Source organism: Advenella faeciporci (genome assembly GCF_014652395.1).
Classification (GTDB): domain Bacteria; phylum Pseudomonadota; class Gammaproteobacteria; order Burkholderiales; family Burkholderiaceae_B; genus Advenella; species Advenella faeciporci.
Window position 1 is genome coordinate 117294 of the sequence record NZ_BMYS01000004.1, and the last position, 19198, is coordinate 136491.

General features: G+C 44.4%; 13 protein-coding genes. 4 read left to right on the plus strand and 9 right to left on the minus strand.

The genetic code is table 11. The features are described from left to right. Positions 1-26: 26 nt before the first annotated feature. Complete coding sequence (locus IE074_RS04760) at positions 27-842, minus strand: enoyl-CoA hydratase/isomerase family protein (protein ID WP_189384295.1); 816 nt, start codon at positions 840-842, stop codon at positions 27-29. 165 nt (positions 843-1007) lie between these two features. Here IE074_RS04760 and IE074_RS04765 point away from each other — a divergent pair, with 165 nt between their 5' ends. The 4 genes from IE074_RS04765 (at position 1008) to IE074_RS04785 (ending at position 5464) form a co-directional block, all read left to right on the plus strand. Further along, the gene (locus IE074_RS04765) at positions 1008-1910 is read left to right on the plus strand and encodes a LysR family transcriptional regulator (RefSeq protein ID WP_229793886.1); all 903 of its coding nucleotides are present in this window, start codon (positions 1008-1010) and stop codon (positions 1908-1910) included. Between the two features lie 163 nt (positions 1911-2073). Next, the gene (locus IE074_RS04770; RefSeq protein WP_189384297.1) at positions 2074-2778 is read left to right on the plus strand and encodes a CoA transferase subunit A; all 705 of its coding nucleotides are present in this window, start codon (positions 2074-2076) and stop codon (positions 2776-2778) included. A gap of 10 nt (positions 2779-2788) precedes the next feature. Then, on the plus strand, positions 2789-3421 hold the full coding sequence (locus tag IE074_RS04775; RefSeq protein ID WP_189384298.1) for a CoA transferase subunit B: 633 nt from the start codon (positions 2789-2791) through the stop codon (positions 3419-3421). Between the two features lie 729 nt (positions 3422-4150). Then, positions 4151-5464 carry a hypothetical protein gene (locus IE074_RS04785; RefSeq protein WP_189384299.1) on the plus strand — a complete coding sequence of 438 codons (1314 nt, stop codon included), beginning with the start codon at positions 4151-4153 and terminating at the stop codon, positions 5462-5464. Between the two features lie 83 nt (positions 5465-5547). Here the strand turns inward: IE074_RS04785 and IE074_RS04790 are convergent, their stop codons facing one another. The 8 genes from IE074_RS04790 to gyrB all read right to left on the minus strand — a co-directional run bounded on the left by IE074_RS04790 (position 5548) and on the right by gyrB (position 19139). Further along, positions 5548-7266, minus strand: coding sequence for a UvrD-helicase domain-containing protein (locus tag IE074_RS04790; RefSeq protein WP_189384300.1), 1719 nt, complete (start codon positions 7264-7266; stop codon positions 5548-5550). Positions 7267-7268: 2 nt separating this feature from the next. After that, positions 7269-8996: an ATP-dependent nuclease gene (locus IE074_RS04795; protein WP_189384301.1), complete on the minus strand. Its 1728-nt coding sequence runs from the start codon at positions 8994-8996 to the stop codon at positions 7269-7271. A gap of 161 nt (positions 8997-9157) precedes the next feature. Then, the gene (locus IE074_RS04800) at positions 9158-9871 is read right to left on the minus strand and encodes a M48 family metallopeptidase (RefSeq protein WP_189384302.1); all 714 of its coding nucleotides are present in this window, start codon (positions 9869-9871) and stop codon (positions 9158-9160) included. A 5-nt stretch (positions 9872-9876) separates the two neighbouring features. Then, positions 9877-12993 carry a type I restriction endonuclease subunit R gene (locus IE074_RS04805; RefSeq protein ID WP_189384303.1) on the minus strand — a complete coding sequence of 1039 codons (3117 nt, stop codon included), beginning with the start codon at positions 12991-12993 and terminating at the stop codon, positions 9877-9879. Positions 12994-13134: 141 nt separating this feature from the next. Next, positions 13135-13311 (minus strand): hypothetical protein, encoded by a 177-nt coding sequence (locus tag IE074_RS04810; RefSeq protein ID WP_189384304.1) that lies wholly within the window; start codon positions 13309-13311, stop codon positions 13135-13137. Position 13312: 1 nt separating this feature from the next. Further along, positions 13313-14536: a restriction endonuclease subunit S gene (locus IE074_RS04815; RefSeq protein WP_189384305.1), complete on the minus strand. Its 1224-nt coding sequence runs from the start codon at positions 14534-14536 to the stop codon at positions 13313-13315. Then, complete coding sequence (locus IE074_RS04820) at positions 14529-16250, minus strand: type I restriction-modification system subunit M (RefSeq protein ID WP_189384306.1); 1722 nt, start codon at positions 16248-16250, stop codon at positions 14529-14531. Before IE074_RS04820 ends, IE074_RS04815 begins: the two co-directional genes overlap by 8 nt. A 438-nt stretch (positions 16251-16688) precedes the next feature. Beyond that, complete coding sequence (gene gyrB, locus IE074_RS04825; protein ID WP_189384307.1) at positions 16689-19139, minus strand: DNA topoisomerase (ATP-hydrolyzing) subunit B; 2451 nt, start codon at positions 19137-19139, stop codon at positions 16689-16691. Positions 19140-19198 lie beyond the last annotated feature (59 nt).

Consider the following 19198-nt stretch of genomic DNA (forward strand, 5'->3'; position numbering starts at 1 on the left):
AGAAGCCAACCGTTTTATCTGATAATTCATACCGGCATGTCCTGATCAAAATTTGGCGCACGTTTACCAAGCATAGCGCTCAACCCTTCTTTAGCTTCTGGACTGCCAAATCCCATAAACTCCAGTGCCAAAGAAGCATCAAAAATTGGGCCAGCCTGACGAAGCCAATTGTTCAAGGCATATTTGGTCCACCGCAGCGCAGCAGGAGCTCCCGCAGCGAGGCGTTGAGCAATTTCCAAGGATTTTTCCTGTAATTCATCTTCTTCAACACACAAAGAAACCAACCCCAGGGATTCTGCCTGCTCACCACTCAAGGGTTCACAAAGCATCAAGTGGTATTTAGCCTTTGCCATACCACAAAGCAAAGGCCAGATAATCGCGGCATGATCACCTGCCGCAACACCCAACTTAGTGTGTCCATCCACGATGCGGGCCGTCTTTGTAGCGATGGAAATATCTGCTAACAGTGCAGCAACCAGTCCAGCTCCTACTGCGGGGCCATGAATCGCGGAAACAATGGGTTTAGAACAATTAATGATGTTGTAAACTAGATCGCGAGCCTCACGCCAGACACGGGTTTTTACCTTGAAATCCTCATTCATCTGCTCAAGCATTTTGAAGTCCCCGCCTGCAGAAAAAGCCCTTCCCGCACCACGAAGTATTACCGCACTGACATTCGGATCAGAATCTATCTCACGCCAAACATCAGCCAACTCCTGGTGTCCTTGTGAGTCCAGTGCATTCATACGCTCAGGGCAATTCAAAGTCAGGCGTAATACCCGTTCTGCGGGGTAATCAAATTCAATTGCCGTATAGTTCTGATATCGATTTTTTTGTGACATTTCCATCTCCTGAAAATTTTTTGGGTACAAAAGGAAGACCCCAGTAGGGGAGGTTCCAATAAAATTGTTGTATGTTTTTTTAAATTATGCTTATCTTGAATACAATCTCAAAGATATCTGATGCACTATAATTGTGCGTCAATGCACAATGGAATCTACATCATTATGGATAGACAGACAGAATGGAACGACATGAAGATCTTTCTGGCAGTTGCCCGTTTGGGCACAATCTCGTCGGCCGGTGAAAAGCTGGGGATTGAACACTCTACCGTGTCGCGCCGTATCGACCGGCTTGAGGCATTGCTGAATGTTGTACTGTTTGACAGACGCCGAAGTGGATATACACTGACAAATGCGGGGCACTCCCTTGTTCCTCATGCAGAACAAATGGAAAGCGCACTTATTGCCGCCGTAGAAGAATGCATTGGGGAAGATGATATAAAAGGGGTTGTCCGGGTTGGGACACCAGAGGCATTTGGCATCCATGTCCTTGCACCCAGCCTGATGGAAATACGGGAAAAGTATCCTAGGCTGCAAATAGAACTGATAGCCCAGCCGCAATTTCCAAGCCTGGTATCAAGGGAAGTTGAAATTCTTGTAACACTTGATCCACCCAAGATGGGCCGTTACAAAATGTCCAGATTGGCCCAGATCAATTATTTTCTGTATGCATCACCAGGCTATCTTGAATCTCATCCCCCCATTGACAAGCTTAGTGATCTCACCCATCATGAATTTGTTGATTATATTCATGATGGATCGGTCACGGAAAGGTATCGAATCCTGGAGGAACTTATACCTGAGCCAAGGCGTTCATTCTGCACAAATAGTGTCATTGCACAGCGTGCCGCAGCAGAAACGGGATTAGGCATCATTTTACTCACGCCATATGTTGCACAGGCAAGCGACAAACTTGTTTGCATTTTACCCCATCAACCCCTGGTAACCCGCAGCCTGTGGGTAGCGGCACCTGAAGACCTGTTAAAAATCAAGCGCCATCGTTATGTCTGGAACCACATTCGCAATTTAATCAACCAGCACACAACGCTTTTCAACCGCACAAATTAAGAACATCCGGCCCTATTATTTTGTGCATTAATGCACATTAAGTGTGCGTCATGTCCATTTTCCATTCAATTTATCTTGGATACCATAAGTTGATCAAATCAAATTCAAATTTGAGCTTGAAAAAATTGAAGTTAATTATCAACTTTTAAGATTTGACTGGAATATGAATAAAATATTTGGAGATGTAACAGCCGCCCTCAACGGCATTATCAAAAACGGCCAGACTATCGCCGTAGGAGGTTTCGGTCTTTGTGGCATTCCCTCTACATTAATCGAAGGGTTACGCGACAGCGGGGCAACGGATCTGACCTGCATCAGCAATAACGCGGGTATTGATGACTTCGGGCTTGGTCTTCTGCTTCAGACACGCCAAATCAAACGCATGATTGCCTCTTATGTCGGTGAAAACAAAGAGTTTGAAAGGCAATATCTCAATGGCGAGCTAGAGTTGGAATTTAACCCACAAGGCACATTGGCAGAACGCCTGCGTGCCGGTGGGGCAGGCATTCCCGCTTTTTTCACACGTACTGGTGTAGGTACCGTTGTTGCTGAAAACAAAGAAACCCGACAGTTCGGGAATGATACTTACCTTATGGAATATGCCCTGAATGCAGATGTATCCCTGATCAAGGCACAAGTGGCCGATCCTTCAGGCAATCTCATGTTCTCCGGAACTGCCCGTAATTTCAACCCCGACGTGGGCATGGCGGGAAAAATAACCGTCGTAGAGGTGGAAGAAATCGTTGCTTTGGGTGAACTGGATCCCAACTCCATTCATTTGCCCGGCATTTTTGTGGACCGGATCGTTGTCGTTCCGAACCCCGAAAAGCGTATTGAAAAATTAAGTTTTCGCCCACACTCTCAATGAAAGGTCAATCATGGCTTGGACACACGAACAAATGGCTGCGCGCGCCGCGCAGGAATTAAACGACGGCGACTATGTGAACCTCGGCATTGGCTTGCCTACCAAAGTGGTGCAATACGTACCTGAAAACTTGCAGGTATGGTTACAGTCGGAAAACGGGCTGATTGGCATAGGTCCCCCTCCTTACGAAGATGAAATAAATCCGGATATGATCGATGCTGCCAAGCAAACGATAACAACTGTTCCTGGAGCATCAATATGTTCATCTTCCATGTCATTTGCCATGATCCGGGGCGGTCATATGGATCTGACAATTCTTGGCGGCATGCAGGTGAGCGCATCCGGCGATCTGGCAAACTGGATGATTCCTGGCAAAATGGTCAAGGGAATGGGTGGTGCCATGGACTTGGTTGGTGGTGCACGGCGTGTCATTGTTCTCATGGAACACGTCGCCCGTAACGGCGAAATGAAAATACTAAACACATGCTCTTTACCTCTGACAGGAAAAAAAGTAGTAAATCAAATCATTACTGATCTTGCCGTCATTGACGTTACTGAAACAGGACTGGCAGTCAGAGAGTTGGCGCCAGGCGTCACCCGTGAAGAATTACAGTCAAAAACAGAACCTATTTTAACGTTCGGCTAATATTATAATTTCTTGGTTAATATTGAATATAAACAACTATTTCAAGTATTCATATTAACCAAGTAAAATTTAAGCGTAACAACAGGCTACCCTAAAGTGGTCATAGCTAACTCATGTAGGATTTCACAAGTAATGAGAATACCGAACGTTTACTTTGAGGCAACGGCTAGCGTATAACCATCCAGTTTTGCTCTAGCAAGACTCGAAACCAATTGTTCCATTTGCGCCACCCATATTCTCTACTATCACAGTTTGACCTAGTCGATGAGTGAGTTGATCCGCAAATAACCTTGCTGCCACATCATTGCGATAGGCACACCCATAAAAAAACGGCTGCCTGAAAAGACAGCCGCTTCATAACCAGGAAGCGCGTTGGCCAATTTATTTCATAAACTCTGGCCAACCATTCCCGAAACCAACAAATACTTGTAGGATTTCACAATTAGTGAGAATGGCCTCTTTGATTTTTAAGGAATTTCTCATTAATTGTGAAAACAATATTTTTGTAATTTTCAGAATAAATGAGAATAGCCGATATTTTTTCATATTAAATGAGAATATTGAAAAGGTGATTTTTCCAGACGTACATAATTCATTGCCTTCTGAGCCTAAGTAAAAACATAATGATCACGTTAGATATTAGGTCAATGCATGGTTCGTCGAAAGTTTACAATAAACCTACATAACGTGGAATGGAAAATCCGACTTAGACATCCAAGGAGAAAAGCGGTGGAAAACGTTGGCAGTGCAAAGCCCGATACACAGAAAACTAAAGATAATACTCTGACGCAATGGGTACGACAACATTCCCATGACTATGAAAAAGAAGCTGCTGACCGTGCGTGTGCCTTAGAGTTAGCAATCCAATGCATCAATGACGGCACACTAACTTTATTGGACGGCCCCAACTCTCCACTGTCTCGTCAGATCAAGTTGTATCATGGGTTAGATACATTTGAAATGAATGGTAATTGGATCGGCACGGCGCAAGATTGGCGATGTCCATGTTGCAATAGAAGCAAATTTGAAATCTCCCGTGTGGGCAATAAAAAGCAGATTCTTGCTAAGCTCGTTGAGCATCATGATCACATGTCAGAAGCACTTAAAGATGCTTTTCACCAAGTATTTGTAAATACCAAAATAAGCCAACACACCAGCACCGGATTGGCCTTAGTTGAGCGCATGGCCACTGCATTTGCGGCATATGACCGTGTACTAGTTTGTGAGGATTGCAATAACGCAGATACCCGAGCAAAAACACTACTCTCTCAATATGACAAAGCAAACCTTAAACACCAGTCGTTTTCAATTAGCCAGATCCGCCTATTTATACGAATACATTCCCATGCCCCCCATCAAATCGATGAGAAAAATTTAAAAGATATATGGACAACTGTTCGCCCAGCCTATATTGCGCGGATGAGATTAATCTTTGAGGTTGCTAAGGCGGCTGCTACTCAAGATCACTGGTACGAAAAATATCCCCCAGGCCTTATTCCTGTCCCAACGTTAGAAAACCGGAACATACCCGATTTCAAGTGGCTTTCATCCGAAACATTACACCGTGCCTTGAAAAAAGAAATGATTTCCCATTACTCAGACTGGAGCCGCTGGAGAACCGAGCAAAAGAAAACACGTCTTACACCACCTGAAAATTATGAAGCCATCATCCTGTCTCAAGGTGGTTCGGCCAGAATGTGGAGAGAATTAGACCATAGTTGGCACTGTCCAATATGCGAAAGACAAAAGCATCAAACAGTGAAATACGAGAACGGAAGAGTAGGTTTTCAAACCCATGCCCCCACATATAGAAGTATATTATGGCGTGATATCTCACGTATTTGTATGGATTGCTGTGCAGTTGTAAAAAGCATGGCATGGGAGCTAAAAAAAGGGTTTGGTGTCGCGATCAACTGCACGTTCGATTGCATCACACCAAATCAACTACGCAGCATTATTACTGCGCGACCATACTCTCCACCCCTTATTGATCCCCTCAAGGCAAAGACCTTAATTGATATTTATATTCAGAACAAAAGTTAGACGAACCTGAAAACTACTTCTACGATTTACTTTGATGCGTCCATCCCATTACTTACCGTGGAATTTATGGAAAAGCCCTAGCATTAATCCCAGTCAATAAATCCTTTTTGTTTTAACAACTTGGCTTTGCTTTTATATGATGTTTCTGGCACAGCTAATATAAGTAAGTCTCGAGCTCTAGTTACAGCAACATAGCCAATACGCCCTTCCTCAGAAACAGGGCCTTCTAATAAATTAGAAATATCTTTGGGGTTGGCAATATAAAGCACCGCTCCAATGCTTTCACCTTTAGTTCGGTGTACAGTTTGAAGGTTAATTCCGTCCATCTCAGAAGGTATAAAATCATCCTGCAAAAGAGAGTTGTCATTCAGTTTTGCTGCAGTGACATTGTGCTTCCAGGTTTCTAGTTTGCTGAGTTCGCATTGTGTTTCAATATCATTTAACAGCGAAGAGAGACGCTTTTTCAAGCTAGGCAACCAAACAGATTTAGCATTAAGCCGTGCATGGGGTAAACCTGTCGTAGAATTTTTAAGGAATTTCCAAAGTAAACGCCGCATAGTTTTTGGAATAATTTCATTCGATCCAGAAAGGATGTCATGTTTAAGGGTATGCTCGGGATTATCGAGGATTTTCAAAATACCCCCCAACATCCATTCAAAAGCGTCAGAAATATCCCCAAGATTATCACGACAGATAGCTGCTCGAGCAAATTTTTCAGTTGCACCTTGTCCGATATCAACTGCACATCCACTTAACTTCTCCAGAAGAGCAGTTCCTCTGCAAATCACAGACGCCTCTACTTTAGTATATCCGTTTGACTGTAGAATATTTGAAAATGTTGAAAGAAGTTCGGTTAACTTTTTCGGGTCATATTGAATCAGAAAGGCACCATGTTTGCGAGTTGGTACTTCTCTAGCTGTTTTGCTGTTTGCCGCAGTTAACTGATTAGCAACATTGACAATGTCATACACTGATCGCCAATTTTCCGTCAGATTCTGACAATATCCTCCGTTTGGAGGCTTAAAATTTCGTAGATATGAACCGTCTGCTTCAGCGAACTCATAAATTGCCTGATTTGGATCTCCAATGAGAGACACCGTGGAGCCTGCCTCCTGAAGCAATGACAACAATACACCATGCATTGACCCTATATCCTGAGCCTCATCTACTAAGATGTAAGGATATTTACGTGCAAGAATTTCTAATAGCCTATTCTCTTTCCCAATCGTCATCAATGACCAGTACCTGCCTAACTCGTGTGTATAAGCCCCAAATTTTGCTAGCTTATTAATTGCATTTTTGGCGTCTATAGGCGACACAGATTTTCGACGCCCTCGGCTGGAGGACTCTGTAAATGCAATACCACCATCCGTATCGATTGAAACATGCAAATACTCAATATCCACGTTATGGGAACCATTAAATACTCTACAATTCTTGAGAAAAAGTTCATTTCCATGGACAAGAAACGGCTGTCGAGTACAGCCCATCATTCGACTTGCATGAGGCAGGAGAATTTGAGAGGTCATGAACGAGTCAACGGTTGCAATCAAAACTCGACGGGATAGTTGAGGACTTTCTGCACATAGTAATTCATATGCTTTCCTAAAGGTATTGACTGCTGTATTAGAGTACGAGAGTAAAGCTACATGACCGCTCTGAGCTATGAGTCGTTTACGAATTTCAAATACCCTACGAACTGCTGTAGCAGTTTTTCCACTACCAGCACATGCAACGATACGTTGAGATACTAATTCTGCAGAAATAATTTCAGATTGCTCTGGCGTACTCCGAAACGACACAATTACTCCTTCGTAATAAAAGCAAATACTTCTTGAATATATGGCGGAGAGAGAAAAGTTACTTCTTTACTGGATATGACTTGCACCAACGCTTGTGCATAGGCACCCTTTTTAATATTAGTGCCCTCCTCTCTGGCAAACAGTCCGTTGAACAATACCTTTGGTTTATCAGCAACATCAGTTTCGTTAACTTTATTTCGTAACGTTTTACCTATTCCAGGATGTAAGTCCTCTAATGCCGTAAGCATTGATACTTGATTTTCAGCTTGCAGTGCCAAGTCATACTCAAGTGTTTTTTGTGCGAAAAAAGGACGGACAAATTCTGATTCTTGTTTTTTTAATGAGTTAGCAGTTGCCGAGAGCTCTAAAGGCGTTTTTAATTCAGGATATGAATTTTTTGGGGGATCCGCATCGGTTAGAAGCGCGACTCGAACATTAAGTGAATTTTTTCCAAAAAGAGGCAGAAAACAATCAAAATTTAAGCCTTCAGTACTTAGAATACTGACGGAATGTTTTTTTAAATTAATGCCTTGTTTTTCAGCGAGAGCTGCTACGATAAAAAGTTCTGCCACACCTTCAACAAAAATTATACGCCGGGCAAAAAAAAGTTCTGCTCGAGTTACATCAAGATAGCGCTGTAATTTTTCTTTCTTCGCTTTTTCAAATTTAATCTCACGCGGGCTAAATGCATTAGTTCCCTCCACTCCTTGATGTACGCAGCAGATAGTGTCAATATGGGCAATACTAGCAAAGTTGGGGGAATGACTTGTTACGAAGACTTGAACAGCCTTTTCACCTTTGTCTGCAATTTCTTTTGACTCAAGGTATTGAAGCAGAACTGCTTGCAGTTGAGGATGTAAGTGGGCTTCGGGTTCTTCAACAATAAGTGCTTTATAAGCAGCATCAGGGTTTAGTGATAGCTCGCTGAGCACAACTGCCATATAGATAAGGTTGTTGTAACCCAGCCCGTTTTGTTCAACATCCAAATTTTCAATGGCAAGTGATAGGCGTGCGGCTATTCGCTGGAAATCTGGTGGGGTTAGCCCCACTTTTAACGCTTGCTTTAATACGGGTCCCAGCATCTCCTCATGCTGAGAAACAACAGCTTCTTGTGCTTTTGAAACAGGGGCTTTTTTGGCCAAATCATCTTCAAATACCTTAAGAGTATTTACCAAATCTTTTTTTGCATCTTCATCCGCAAGCCTGTCTATTAAGCGAGCTAACTGACTTGCTCTATTGGGCTTTAAACCTGATGCTGGATCCCGTAGGGGAGGAAGATAAATAGCTCTAAGTTCTTCCAGCATATCACTATTAATTGCATTTTCTTCATGTTCTCCGCACCAGCGTTTTGGTCGTAGACGACCACCAAACGGGGAAACGCTGTATCGAACGGAAAAGTGTGCTTCATATCGTCCTGTCTCGCCCGACTCATTTGGTTCTGGCTTTAATGCTATTAGGAAATCAGCCTCTTCCTTTTCGGATAATCCTCTGAAAATATACGTGAACATAATGCTAGAGGCCTTAATTCCCTTGACGTCAATAGCAAGATCGTACTCGTCTAATCGTATTGCGCCATCATCTGTAGTGGAGAGCAGAGCTCGTAATGCATCAACAATGGCAGTTTTGCCAACATTATTAGGCCCAACCACTACGTTTAGACCTGGTCGAAATTTGAGATGAATATTGTTTAGCTTACGAAAACCTTTAATAGACAATTCAGCGAGATACATTGATTGGTCAATCCCTTTACATTTGATATCACGCCTATCGCGTGAAAACCCCTGATTTTAGCTATAACCTTTATAGAATATCGGAAATCACTCGAAGTTATTCATCAACTTTATCCAATGTTATCAAATATAGTTATTGATACTTTTAGCCTCATTTAAATTTAAACCCTAAGTTTCATTCCATTAACCCGCAACCATTCCCTGCATTCCTGGTAATCGGGCATTACCCGTGCGACTTCTTTCCAAAATTCAGGTGAGTGATCGTGATGAATCAGGTGGCACAGCTCATGTTTCACAACATAATCAACCATCCGATTAGGTGCCATCAAAATCATCCAGTTAAATTCCAGTTTGCCATTGACGGTACAACTGCCCCAACGAGATTTGAAGAACTTTATTTCAACTCCTTTAGGTTCTACCCCCACAATGGGAGCAAAACGCTTTACTTTCTCATGCATTTTTTGTTGCGCCTGCTTTTTGTACCAGCGTACCAACGCATTGCGAATCATATGAGGTTGCTCGCTGCCCAAAGGGACGGTTACTAATAACCTTCCCTCTACAAGCTTTACAGGACAGAAATTGCCCTTTTCCACTTTTAGCCGGTAATTGCGGCCTAGATAAGGAAAGGATTCACCAGACAAGAATTCTTTATGACTGGTAGGTGACAAATCGCGCTGCAAAAGAATTTTTTCCTTTATCCATTTGCGTTTGCTTATCAATAACTGATCAATCTTTTCAGTGGCAATATGCCTGGGTACAATAATGGAAACGGCACCATCCTCTACACGGATATCCGCCGTTTTTCTGCGGTCAGTGCGAATAACTTCGACAATGAAATCATTGCCATCACGATATTCGGTTTGCATGTCTGTCATCACCATCATTTTCCGAACTTGGTTCTAGCCAACTCCATGAAACGTTTCTGCACTGCATTAACCAGTGATTTATCATAAAACGTACAATCTACAATAGCTCGTTTTATTTCCTTATCCATACGTTTGATTTCATCAGGCTTATCAAAAAAATCAACGATTCCTGTGGCTTCCTCAAAAACGCTTACCAGTGCCTGACTGTTTATTTTAATTTCATCATGAACAGAATCACTAACCATATCAACTTCTTCATGACGTAAAACTTCAGCCATAAGGATATTATAGAAGGCATATTCAGTCTGGTTCATACCCAGGTCATCGGCTGCCTGCTGGTGCTCAGACTCAATGTTATCCACCATATGCAGCAATAACTCCACCTGCTGTTCCCACTTGCCATTAGTTTTTTCAATGATATCGCGCAGGCGCAGGCTAAGGGATCGGTAATATTCCGGATCTTCCTCCAGGTTAATGGAAATATGATGTTTGATCGCGCTTTCAATTTCAGAAGCGCGTGATTCGGGTGATTTGATCTGATTAACAGAGTGCTTGAAGTTGATATCCATCAGATCAATGGGGGGTATCTTTGGATCAACACCAGTGCTGATAATATGTTCGTCCACCAGTTTACGAACTTTTTCACCGACATCCCGTATATTCAAACCCGGGTCGCGGTAACGGTTACGGGCAGCATTCTGTATTTTCCCCCAAAGCTTCAGGCTGGGTATGAAAGGTTTAGCCGCAGTATCCGGCAATACGATCTCCATTTGCCGGGCAAATCGCTTAAATGTGATTTCAAACTGTTGTCGCAAGTCCTCATCTTTCAATAACAGGACGTAATCATCAATATCCTGACTTTTAATACTGCTAAATATACTTGCCACGCGCGTATGAGTCGCTTTTAATTTGGGAATTTCATCTTTCAGGGTGAAATAAGAACCTTCCACATCTTCACTACTGAACATGTCCAACGCCGCAGTCAGGTAGTCGGATAATCCATAATAATCCACAATAAAACCGGCCTGTTTGCCCTTATAGGTTCTATTTACACGTGCAATGGCTTGCATCAGGGTATGGTCTTTCAAACCACGGTCAATATACATTACCTGCGCAATCGGGGCATCAAAACCAGTTAGCAGCATATCCTTTACTATCAAAAAGGCAGTAGGGTCTTCGTCAAATGGCTTGGTAAAGTTCTGGATAATCTGTTTCTGACGAGTCTTATCAGAGTATTGTGCCAGGTAGGCAGGGTCATTGTGACTAGCCGAAATGATAACTTCAGAAGGCGGCGCTTCCAGTTCATCGAGAGTCTTTTTGAAAACCGTGGCGGCATGACGGCTTCCAACCACAATCATGGCCTTGAAACCATTGGGTTGAATATGTTCACGGTAATGCTTTAACAGATCTATACACACCCAACGTATACGGGCAGGCGCTTCGCGTACGGCACGTTCCACCCCATATTTTTTCTTGATCTCACGTTTCTCATCATTGCTGTATGCCCTGAAATATTCCTCAAACAGGGCATCCAGTGAATCGCCTATTACATCAGTCTGTACCTGGCGACCTTCGTAAATAATGCGAACAGTCGCACCATCTTCAACGGCTTCGTTGATTTTATACTTGTCGATATAATCCCCAAAGGCCGATTCCATTTTCTTTTGGCTTTTTAACAGTGGTGTCCCTGTAAAACCAATTTTGGGTGCATTGGGTAAGGCGGCGTTAATTGTCATGGCCAAACCACCAAACTGGGTACGGTGCGCTTCATCGGCCAGCACAATAATCTTGTCGCTGGTGTTCAGTTCGGTAAAGTCGCCCTCGGTTTCCGCTTCCTGGAATTTTTGCACCATCGCAGTCACAATATCAGAAGCATCTTTTTGCAATAATTCTTTTAATTCAGCTACCGATCCCGCGTTATAAACGGTTTCGTTCTGGGCGTTACGAAAAGTGGCCGACAATTGGCTATCCAATTGAGTACGGTCAGTAACAAACACCAACTTGTATTGCTGAAGTTCGGGGTCACGGCGCATTTTAACGGCCAACATCACCATGGTCAGTGATTTACCAGATCCTTGGGTATGCCAGACAACACCAGACTTGTCTTCACGGGTTTTACCAATCTTTAGACGTTCAACTACCCTGTTAACGGCACGAAATTGCTGATATCGGGCTACTTTCTTGATCAATCTGCCGTCTATCGGTTCATAAAGAATGAAATTCTGAATGACATCCAAGAAGTTGGCGGGACTGAACATACCCATAAGCAAACGTTCTTGTGCTGTTACTTCGGCTGGTAGGCCATTAAAAGGAGAAATGGTTTGCTCAATATCCTGAAGATAATCGGGATATGGCAGATCATTAAGTACAGGATGTGCTGAGGTTTCAGGAACCGTATTTTTACGTAAGGCCAGAATATTCGCATCAGTGGCTGGATAAGCATCTTTCCACTCACCATAATGCTGTGCACTGGAGCTAATGGTTCCCACTCTTGCCTGATCCCGGCAAGTAGAAACCATTAACTGGTTGTACCAGAACAATTTCTGTACACCCTCATCCGTTTCAGGCTGACGCAGATTCGCATAACGGCGCATCTGGTTGATCCCTTCGGCAACAGCATCCGCTACATAGGGCGATTTGCATTCAATAATTGTCAAGGGCAGGCCATTCACAAAGCAAACAATGTCCGGAATGATGTTCTGGTTTGTTCCTTCAATCTTAAGCTGGTTGGTACACAGGAAATCATTGTTTGCGACGTTTTCAAAATCTATGATCTTGACGGTTTGGCCTTTACGGCCCTTGCCGAGATCCTGCTCAACCGAAATGTAATTCACCATCATCTGATAGATGGCATGGTTGTATTCCATTAGCCCTGCAAAAATGGGGTGGGTAATGTCACGCATCACCTTACGCAGGTTTTCATCACTGATCCATGGATTGAGCTTACGCAACGCTGACTCAAGCCGATTCACCAGCACGACATCACGATAATAGGCACGCTCTGTTGTGGGTGGTGCCTCCTTGCTGGCAGCAACCGGCGCAAGGCTTGCGCCAGGCACATAAGACCAACCCAGCTGAATCAACTGGGCGATGGCGGGTTGCTCTACTTTTAGCTCTTCATCTTGAAACATCGTGCCACTCGCCTCTTAATTCGGGATTTTTACTGACAGCCTAATTGACAACATACGGCTTTCTACCTACAATTTACTTCAATATGATCGGCGCCCCTGCATTTATGTACGCGCCGGTTCTCATTTCTGCCCTCGCAATCCTTACCTTTTCCAGTCGTTACAAATTTCTCGCATTGGATACCAGTAGCCATTTAAACGATAGTAACCGATACGCGCTAAATAGTTGCGTGCGATGGGTTCATTATCGACCTGTAACCCACCGCTTTGCAGAATAGCGGGCTGTTCTTCAATGGATTTCCAAGGCTTGGGATCAGACATTTTATATGGCCGCTGATTCATTGGGTTTGACGCGAACCTTGCCGGTGAGCAGGTCTTGCATAAGGGCTTTTTTTATACTTTTTATGCGCTCAATTTTTTCAAGTAAAATATTAAGCCTAACATCAACTGAACCCATAGAGTTAGCTATCAACTCTTGCTCTTCAATACTAGGTAAAGGTATTTGAAATAACTGAAGAATGTCTAAGTTGATATTTTTTTGTGCCGTTTGCGGCGCAAGACTTTCCAGCTCGCTTTTTAGGTGTCTCATCAGATACAAAATAAACATAGGTTTTACTTTTTTCTGATTAACCTTAATACCAACTAAGCTATCAGGAAAGCATGAGTCAAATTCCAAAACACCTATTTCACCAATAGTTGCTGCGATGGTTATCACCAGCGTACCTTTCGGGAATAGCTTACTTACCTTTAACCCTTTTTCATTCAAAGTCTGGGAGAAATATGTAATCTGAGGTGCTTCTTTTGGTATATCACCTGTCTGCAAAAAAGGAATATTGCCGCCATAAAAATGAGGATCATTTCGGGGTCTATGAGAAAATCGACCACGCTCAAGCTTAGCAATATCGCCAAGCTCAACAACATCCCAAGCTGTTGGAATTCGCCCCACTGGCGAATCTTTAAATTCGGTGTGCCCAATCCCTTTGGTCAACAACTCCTGCATCATGCCGGTTTTTAGGTCTTTCAGCTTGTCGATCTGTGTCCGTGTTTTTTCGATTACATCATCGACAGATGACAGGATGGTGGCAATTTTTTGTTGTTCGGGGAGTGGTGGATACGCCTTTTCTATCCCCCTAATATCTTTTACCGAAAGATGCTTAACTGTAGTTGCTCCAGTTGATGCATTAATACTATGCAAATCCTCTTTGAGTGACTGAAATAAAAAATCAGTGTCAAAACCAGAGTCTGTTTCTGCTCTTACTTTGCATACTCGCTGATTTAAAAGCGCATTCTTTGTATTCCATTTTACAATGTTAAAGTCGCCATCCATTCCTATTAGGATGTCACCTCTACTAATAACATACGTTTCTTCAAAGTCCCCAGCATAGAAGGTTTCTATGCTTTGCTTTTCTAAGTCTCGTATACGGATGATTCCCATATAATCAGAATCATCTGTAAATAACGATGATTTAAACGGAAAGCCTGACAATATATGAACTTTTCCGTCCAGCGATTGAATAGCCCAACCTTCAGGAACAGCTTTACTCATACCCCAGCTCCTGCAAATACCCTTCCATAACCCGTTCAGCCTTAGCCATTTCTATATCCAGCTCTTTCAGCGATACACGATACTTATCCCACCAGCGTTCCAGCTGCTCAATCACTGCCGCGCTGGCATCGCCTACCATTTCACGTATTTTCTCTTTATTATCGATTTCAGGTTTGAATTCGTAGTAGTCCGAGTCACGCTTTACAAACACCGTAGCCACATCAAAGCTGTCCAGTATTTCCTCACGGATATAGTCGCTTCCCACTTCACGAACAGGAATGCCACCGTGCAAAATCGCACGCACATCAAACATTTCTGGTGGTGGACTGGTATCGGCGTAACGACGGATATTCAGGTTGTAGTCGTTCTCGGCAATCTCAGCCAAGGTGAATACTTTGGAATAACGTCGAACCTCGGCAAAGCCCTCAAAGGTCTGCACGATTTTCTGAATATCTTGCGGGCGCAAGCTGTTCTGGTTTTTGCCTTCCTGGTATTCCAGTTCGCTGTTAATAAACAGTACTTTTCCTGTACGCTCGGCGGGTTTGTTTTTATTAACAATCAACAAACAGGCCGGAATGCCCGTACCGTAAAACAACCCAGAAGGCAGGCCAATCACCGCTTCCAATAGATCGTCGTTCAGAATACCTTTGCGAATTTCCTTCTCGCTAGAACCGCGGAATAACACGCCGTGTGGCATGACCACCCCCATCATCCCATCGGCATTCAGGCTGGCAATCATATGCTGAACAAAAGCCAGGTCTCCAGCATCTTTAGGTGGGGTGCCGTAAGGAAAACGACCATAAGGGTCGTTTTCAGCTTCCTCTTTACCCCATTTTTTCAGGCTAAAAGGTGGGTTAGCAATAACGCGATCAAAGGTCATGAGTTCGCCATGCTGGGTATGCTGTGGATCGCGCAGGGTGTCTCCCTTGCGAATATCAGCGCTGTACACTCCATGCAGGAACATATTCATTTTGCAGATAGCCCAGGTGTTCAAATTCATTTCCTGGCCAGCTAAAGACAGATTGGCTGGGTTTACTCCATGTTGAGCAAGATAGTTACGGGTTTGCACAAGCATACCGCCCGATCCGCACGTAGGGTCATACACACGCATACCCGCTGTGGGTTTCAGCAAAGCAACCAGCAACTCAACGACTTCAGAGGGAGTATAGAACTCACCTCCTTTTTTACCGGCACTGTCGGCAAACATTTTGATCAGGTATTCATAAGCGGTGCCAAGTAAATCTGGCCGCTCAAAGTCACTATTACGCAAGCGATATTTGCTGAAGTGACTCAGCAAGTCACGCAGCTTTTTATCTGAGAGCTTGTTTTTGATGTTGAAGTCAATGGAAACCAGCACACCCTCTAGTACAGGGTTGTATTCTTCAATGGCTTCAGTGGCTTTGTTCAGTTCAGCACCAATATCGTGCTTTAGGTCTTTAAGTGCACCCCAACGCGCGTTGGCTGGGATAAAAAAGGTTTTGTCGTATTCGTCCTCATCATCAGCCAGTTCACGAGCTTGCGCTTCTGTTTTGCCTTTGTTCTTATAATATTCAATCACGCCCTCCTGTTCTTCTTCAAAAGCATCGGAAAGGCGTTTCAGAAACATCATGCCAAAGATATAATCCTTGAATTCTGAGGCATCCATGTTGCCACGTAAAATATCAGCGGTTTCCCATAGGAAGGATTCAAGTTGTTGTAGGGTGATTCTGTTCATTAAGTGGACGAATAAATATTCTGTGATGATTCAAAATGTGACTTGTTTATCAGTGTATCTATATGTAATAGAAAAGACAATGAGTCAGGCCAGTTGTGACAGTGCTTCAGCAAAGCCAATACAACTTACGGTAACTTTAGCTTATATGAACTTGTAGTGGAGCGTTCTTAAAGTGATCTATTACAAATCAATAGATTACGGTTTTAACTGTCGAACTCGGGATGGAGGAACATGTGCCCACAGGAATTCGCCCATACAAAGGCCACCCGGAGGTGGCCAGCTATCTAATTAAAAAGCGTAGGAAAAATCTAAATTCCAAATAAAAAATGTATCAAATATAGCCTTCTTTTTAGTCAAGAAAAATTTCTCACAATTAATGAAAAATCATTCTCATTAATTGTGCAAGCCTCTCACTAATTGTGAAATCCTACAACAATTTTAAATATCCAAGTTAGAGGCCATCAGCGCATTGGTTTCAATGAACTCCCTGCGTGGTTCCACCTGGTCGCCCATGAGGGTTGTAAACACATTGTCAGCAGTGATTGCATCTTCAATCTTGACGCGCAGCAAACGACGTGCTGAAGGATCCATGGTGGTTTCCCATAACTGCTCGGGGTTCATTTCACCCAGACCTTTATAGCGCTGTTTGGTCACCACGCGTTCGGCCTCGCTGCGCAGCCATTGAACAGCTTCACGGAAATCGTTCACATACTGCTCTTTGCGTCGTTCACCTTCACCACGATACACCAGGGCACCCTCGCCAACCAGACCAGAAAGGGTTTCGGCTGAACGGGATAATACCGCATAATCCTTGCTGCCCATGAATTCCTGGTTAAACACACAGACACGGACGTTTCCATGGTGAATACGCTTGAGAACCAAACGGTGTTTGTCCAGTTCTGCATCATATTCCGCTTCTACGGTAACGGCGTGTGGCATGGCCGGGTCAAACAGGGCCTCTTGCAGGTCACGGGCCGATTTCGCGGCGTTTTCCGCGTTATCCAGATTGATCTGTACCCCTTCGGCAATGGCTGACAGGGCAGCAGCGTCCATGATGCGGGACAGGCGGTCAATCACCTGGTCGGCCGAAACATAAAGCTGAACCTGGGTTTCAAGGTCTTCGCCTGTAATGGGCTCTGCGCCTTGCTGTGGAATCAGGCCGGCATCTTTCAGGGCCACCTGCTGCATGAATTCGGCCTCTTCGACCGCGTCCTTCAGGTAACGTTCTTCACGGCCAAATTTAACCTTGTACAAAGGTGGCTGGGCGATATAAATAAAGCCACCTTCAACCAGTTCGGGCATCTGACGATACAACAGGGTCAACAGCAAAGTCCGGATGTGTGCACCGTCAACGTCCGCGTCAGTCATGATGATGATGCGGTGATAGCGCAGCTTGTCGATATTGAAATCGGGGCCAATGCTGGTACCCAGCGCCGTGATGAGGGTGGTAATGGCCTCGCTGGCGATCAGTTTGTCGAAACGCGCCTTTTCCACGTTAAGCACTTTACCGCGCAACGGCAAAATAGCCTGGAATTTACGGTCACGGCCCTGTTTGGCAGAACCACCCGCAGAGTCACCCTCGACTATGTAAAGTTCGGATTTTGCAGGATCTTTTTCCTGGCAGTCAGCCAGCTTTCCGGGCAGGCCGGCGCCTTCCAGAACACTTTTACGGCGTGTCATTTCGCGTGCTTTGCGGGCGGCTTCGCGGGCACGGGCCGCTTCCACGATTTTGGCGCAAATGGCTTTGGCGTCATTGGGATTTTCCAGCAGCCAGGTTTCAAGCGTACGTGAAACCGCCTCTTCAACGGCCGGACGCACTTCACTGGATACCAGCTTGTCTTTGGTCTGGCTGCTGAATTTAGGTTCGGGCACCTTGACCGACAACACGCAGGTCAGGCCTTCACGCATGTCATCACCGGTGGTGTCAACCTTGGCCTTTTTGGCCATTTCATTATCGGCAATGTATTTGTTCAGGCTGCGCGTCATGGCAGCGCGCAAACCGGTTAAATGGGTACCGCCATCACGTTGGGGGATGTTGTTGGTAAAACAAAGTACGCTTTCGCCGTAGCTGTCGTTCCATTGCATGGCAACGTCAACCGTAATGGTTGCGCCACCGGCATCTGATTCGGTGGAAACGTTGAAAACATTGCCATGCAGTACGGTTTTTGTGCGGTTGATGTATTCAACAAAGCCTTTTACCCCACCTGAAAAAGCAAAATCCTCTTCTTTGCCCTGGCGCTCGTCTACCAGGCGAATCTTGACGCCATTATTCAGGAACGACAGTTCGCGCAGGCGTTTGGACAGGATTTCGTAATGGTATTCGACATTGTCAAAAATAGTGCTGTCTGCCAGATAATGCACCTTGGTACCGGTTTTATCGGTAGTACCAACGACTTTCAGGGGCTCAAGGCGTTCACCGCGATTGAATTCAATCTGGTGAACCTGGCCATTACGGCGAATGGTTAAGCGCAGCCATTCTGAAAGGGCATTCACGCAGGATACACCCACCCCATGCAAACCACCGGAAACCTTATAGGAGTTCTGGTCAAATTTACCGCCGGCATGCAGTTCGGTCATGACGATTTCAGCAGCACTGCGGTGGAACTCGTCATCCTTGTGAATGTCGGTGGGAATGCCGCGGCCATTATCGGTAACGGAAATCGAGTTGTCGGTATGAATGGTGACAACGATATCATCACAATATCCGGCCAGGGCTTCGTCAATGGCATTATCGACAACTTCGAACACCATGTGGTGAAGACCTGTGCCATCGGAGGTATCTCCAATATACATGCCGGGACGTTTACGGACAGCCTCAAGGCCCTTGAGCATTTTGATGGATTCGGCACCGTAACCTTGATTCGGGGTGTTCGGAGTATTTTCAGACATAATGGAATAACGCTTTTAAAAATCTTGATCGACTGCTGGGAACAGGAAAATATCCGGCC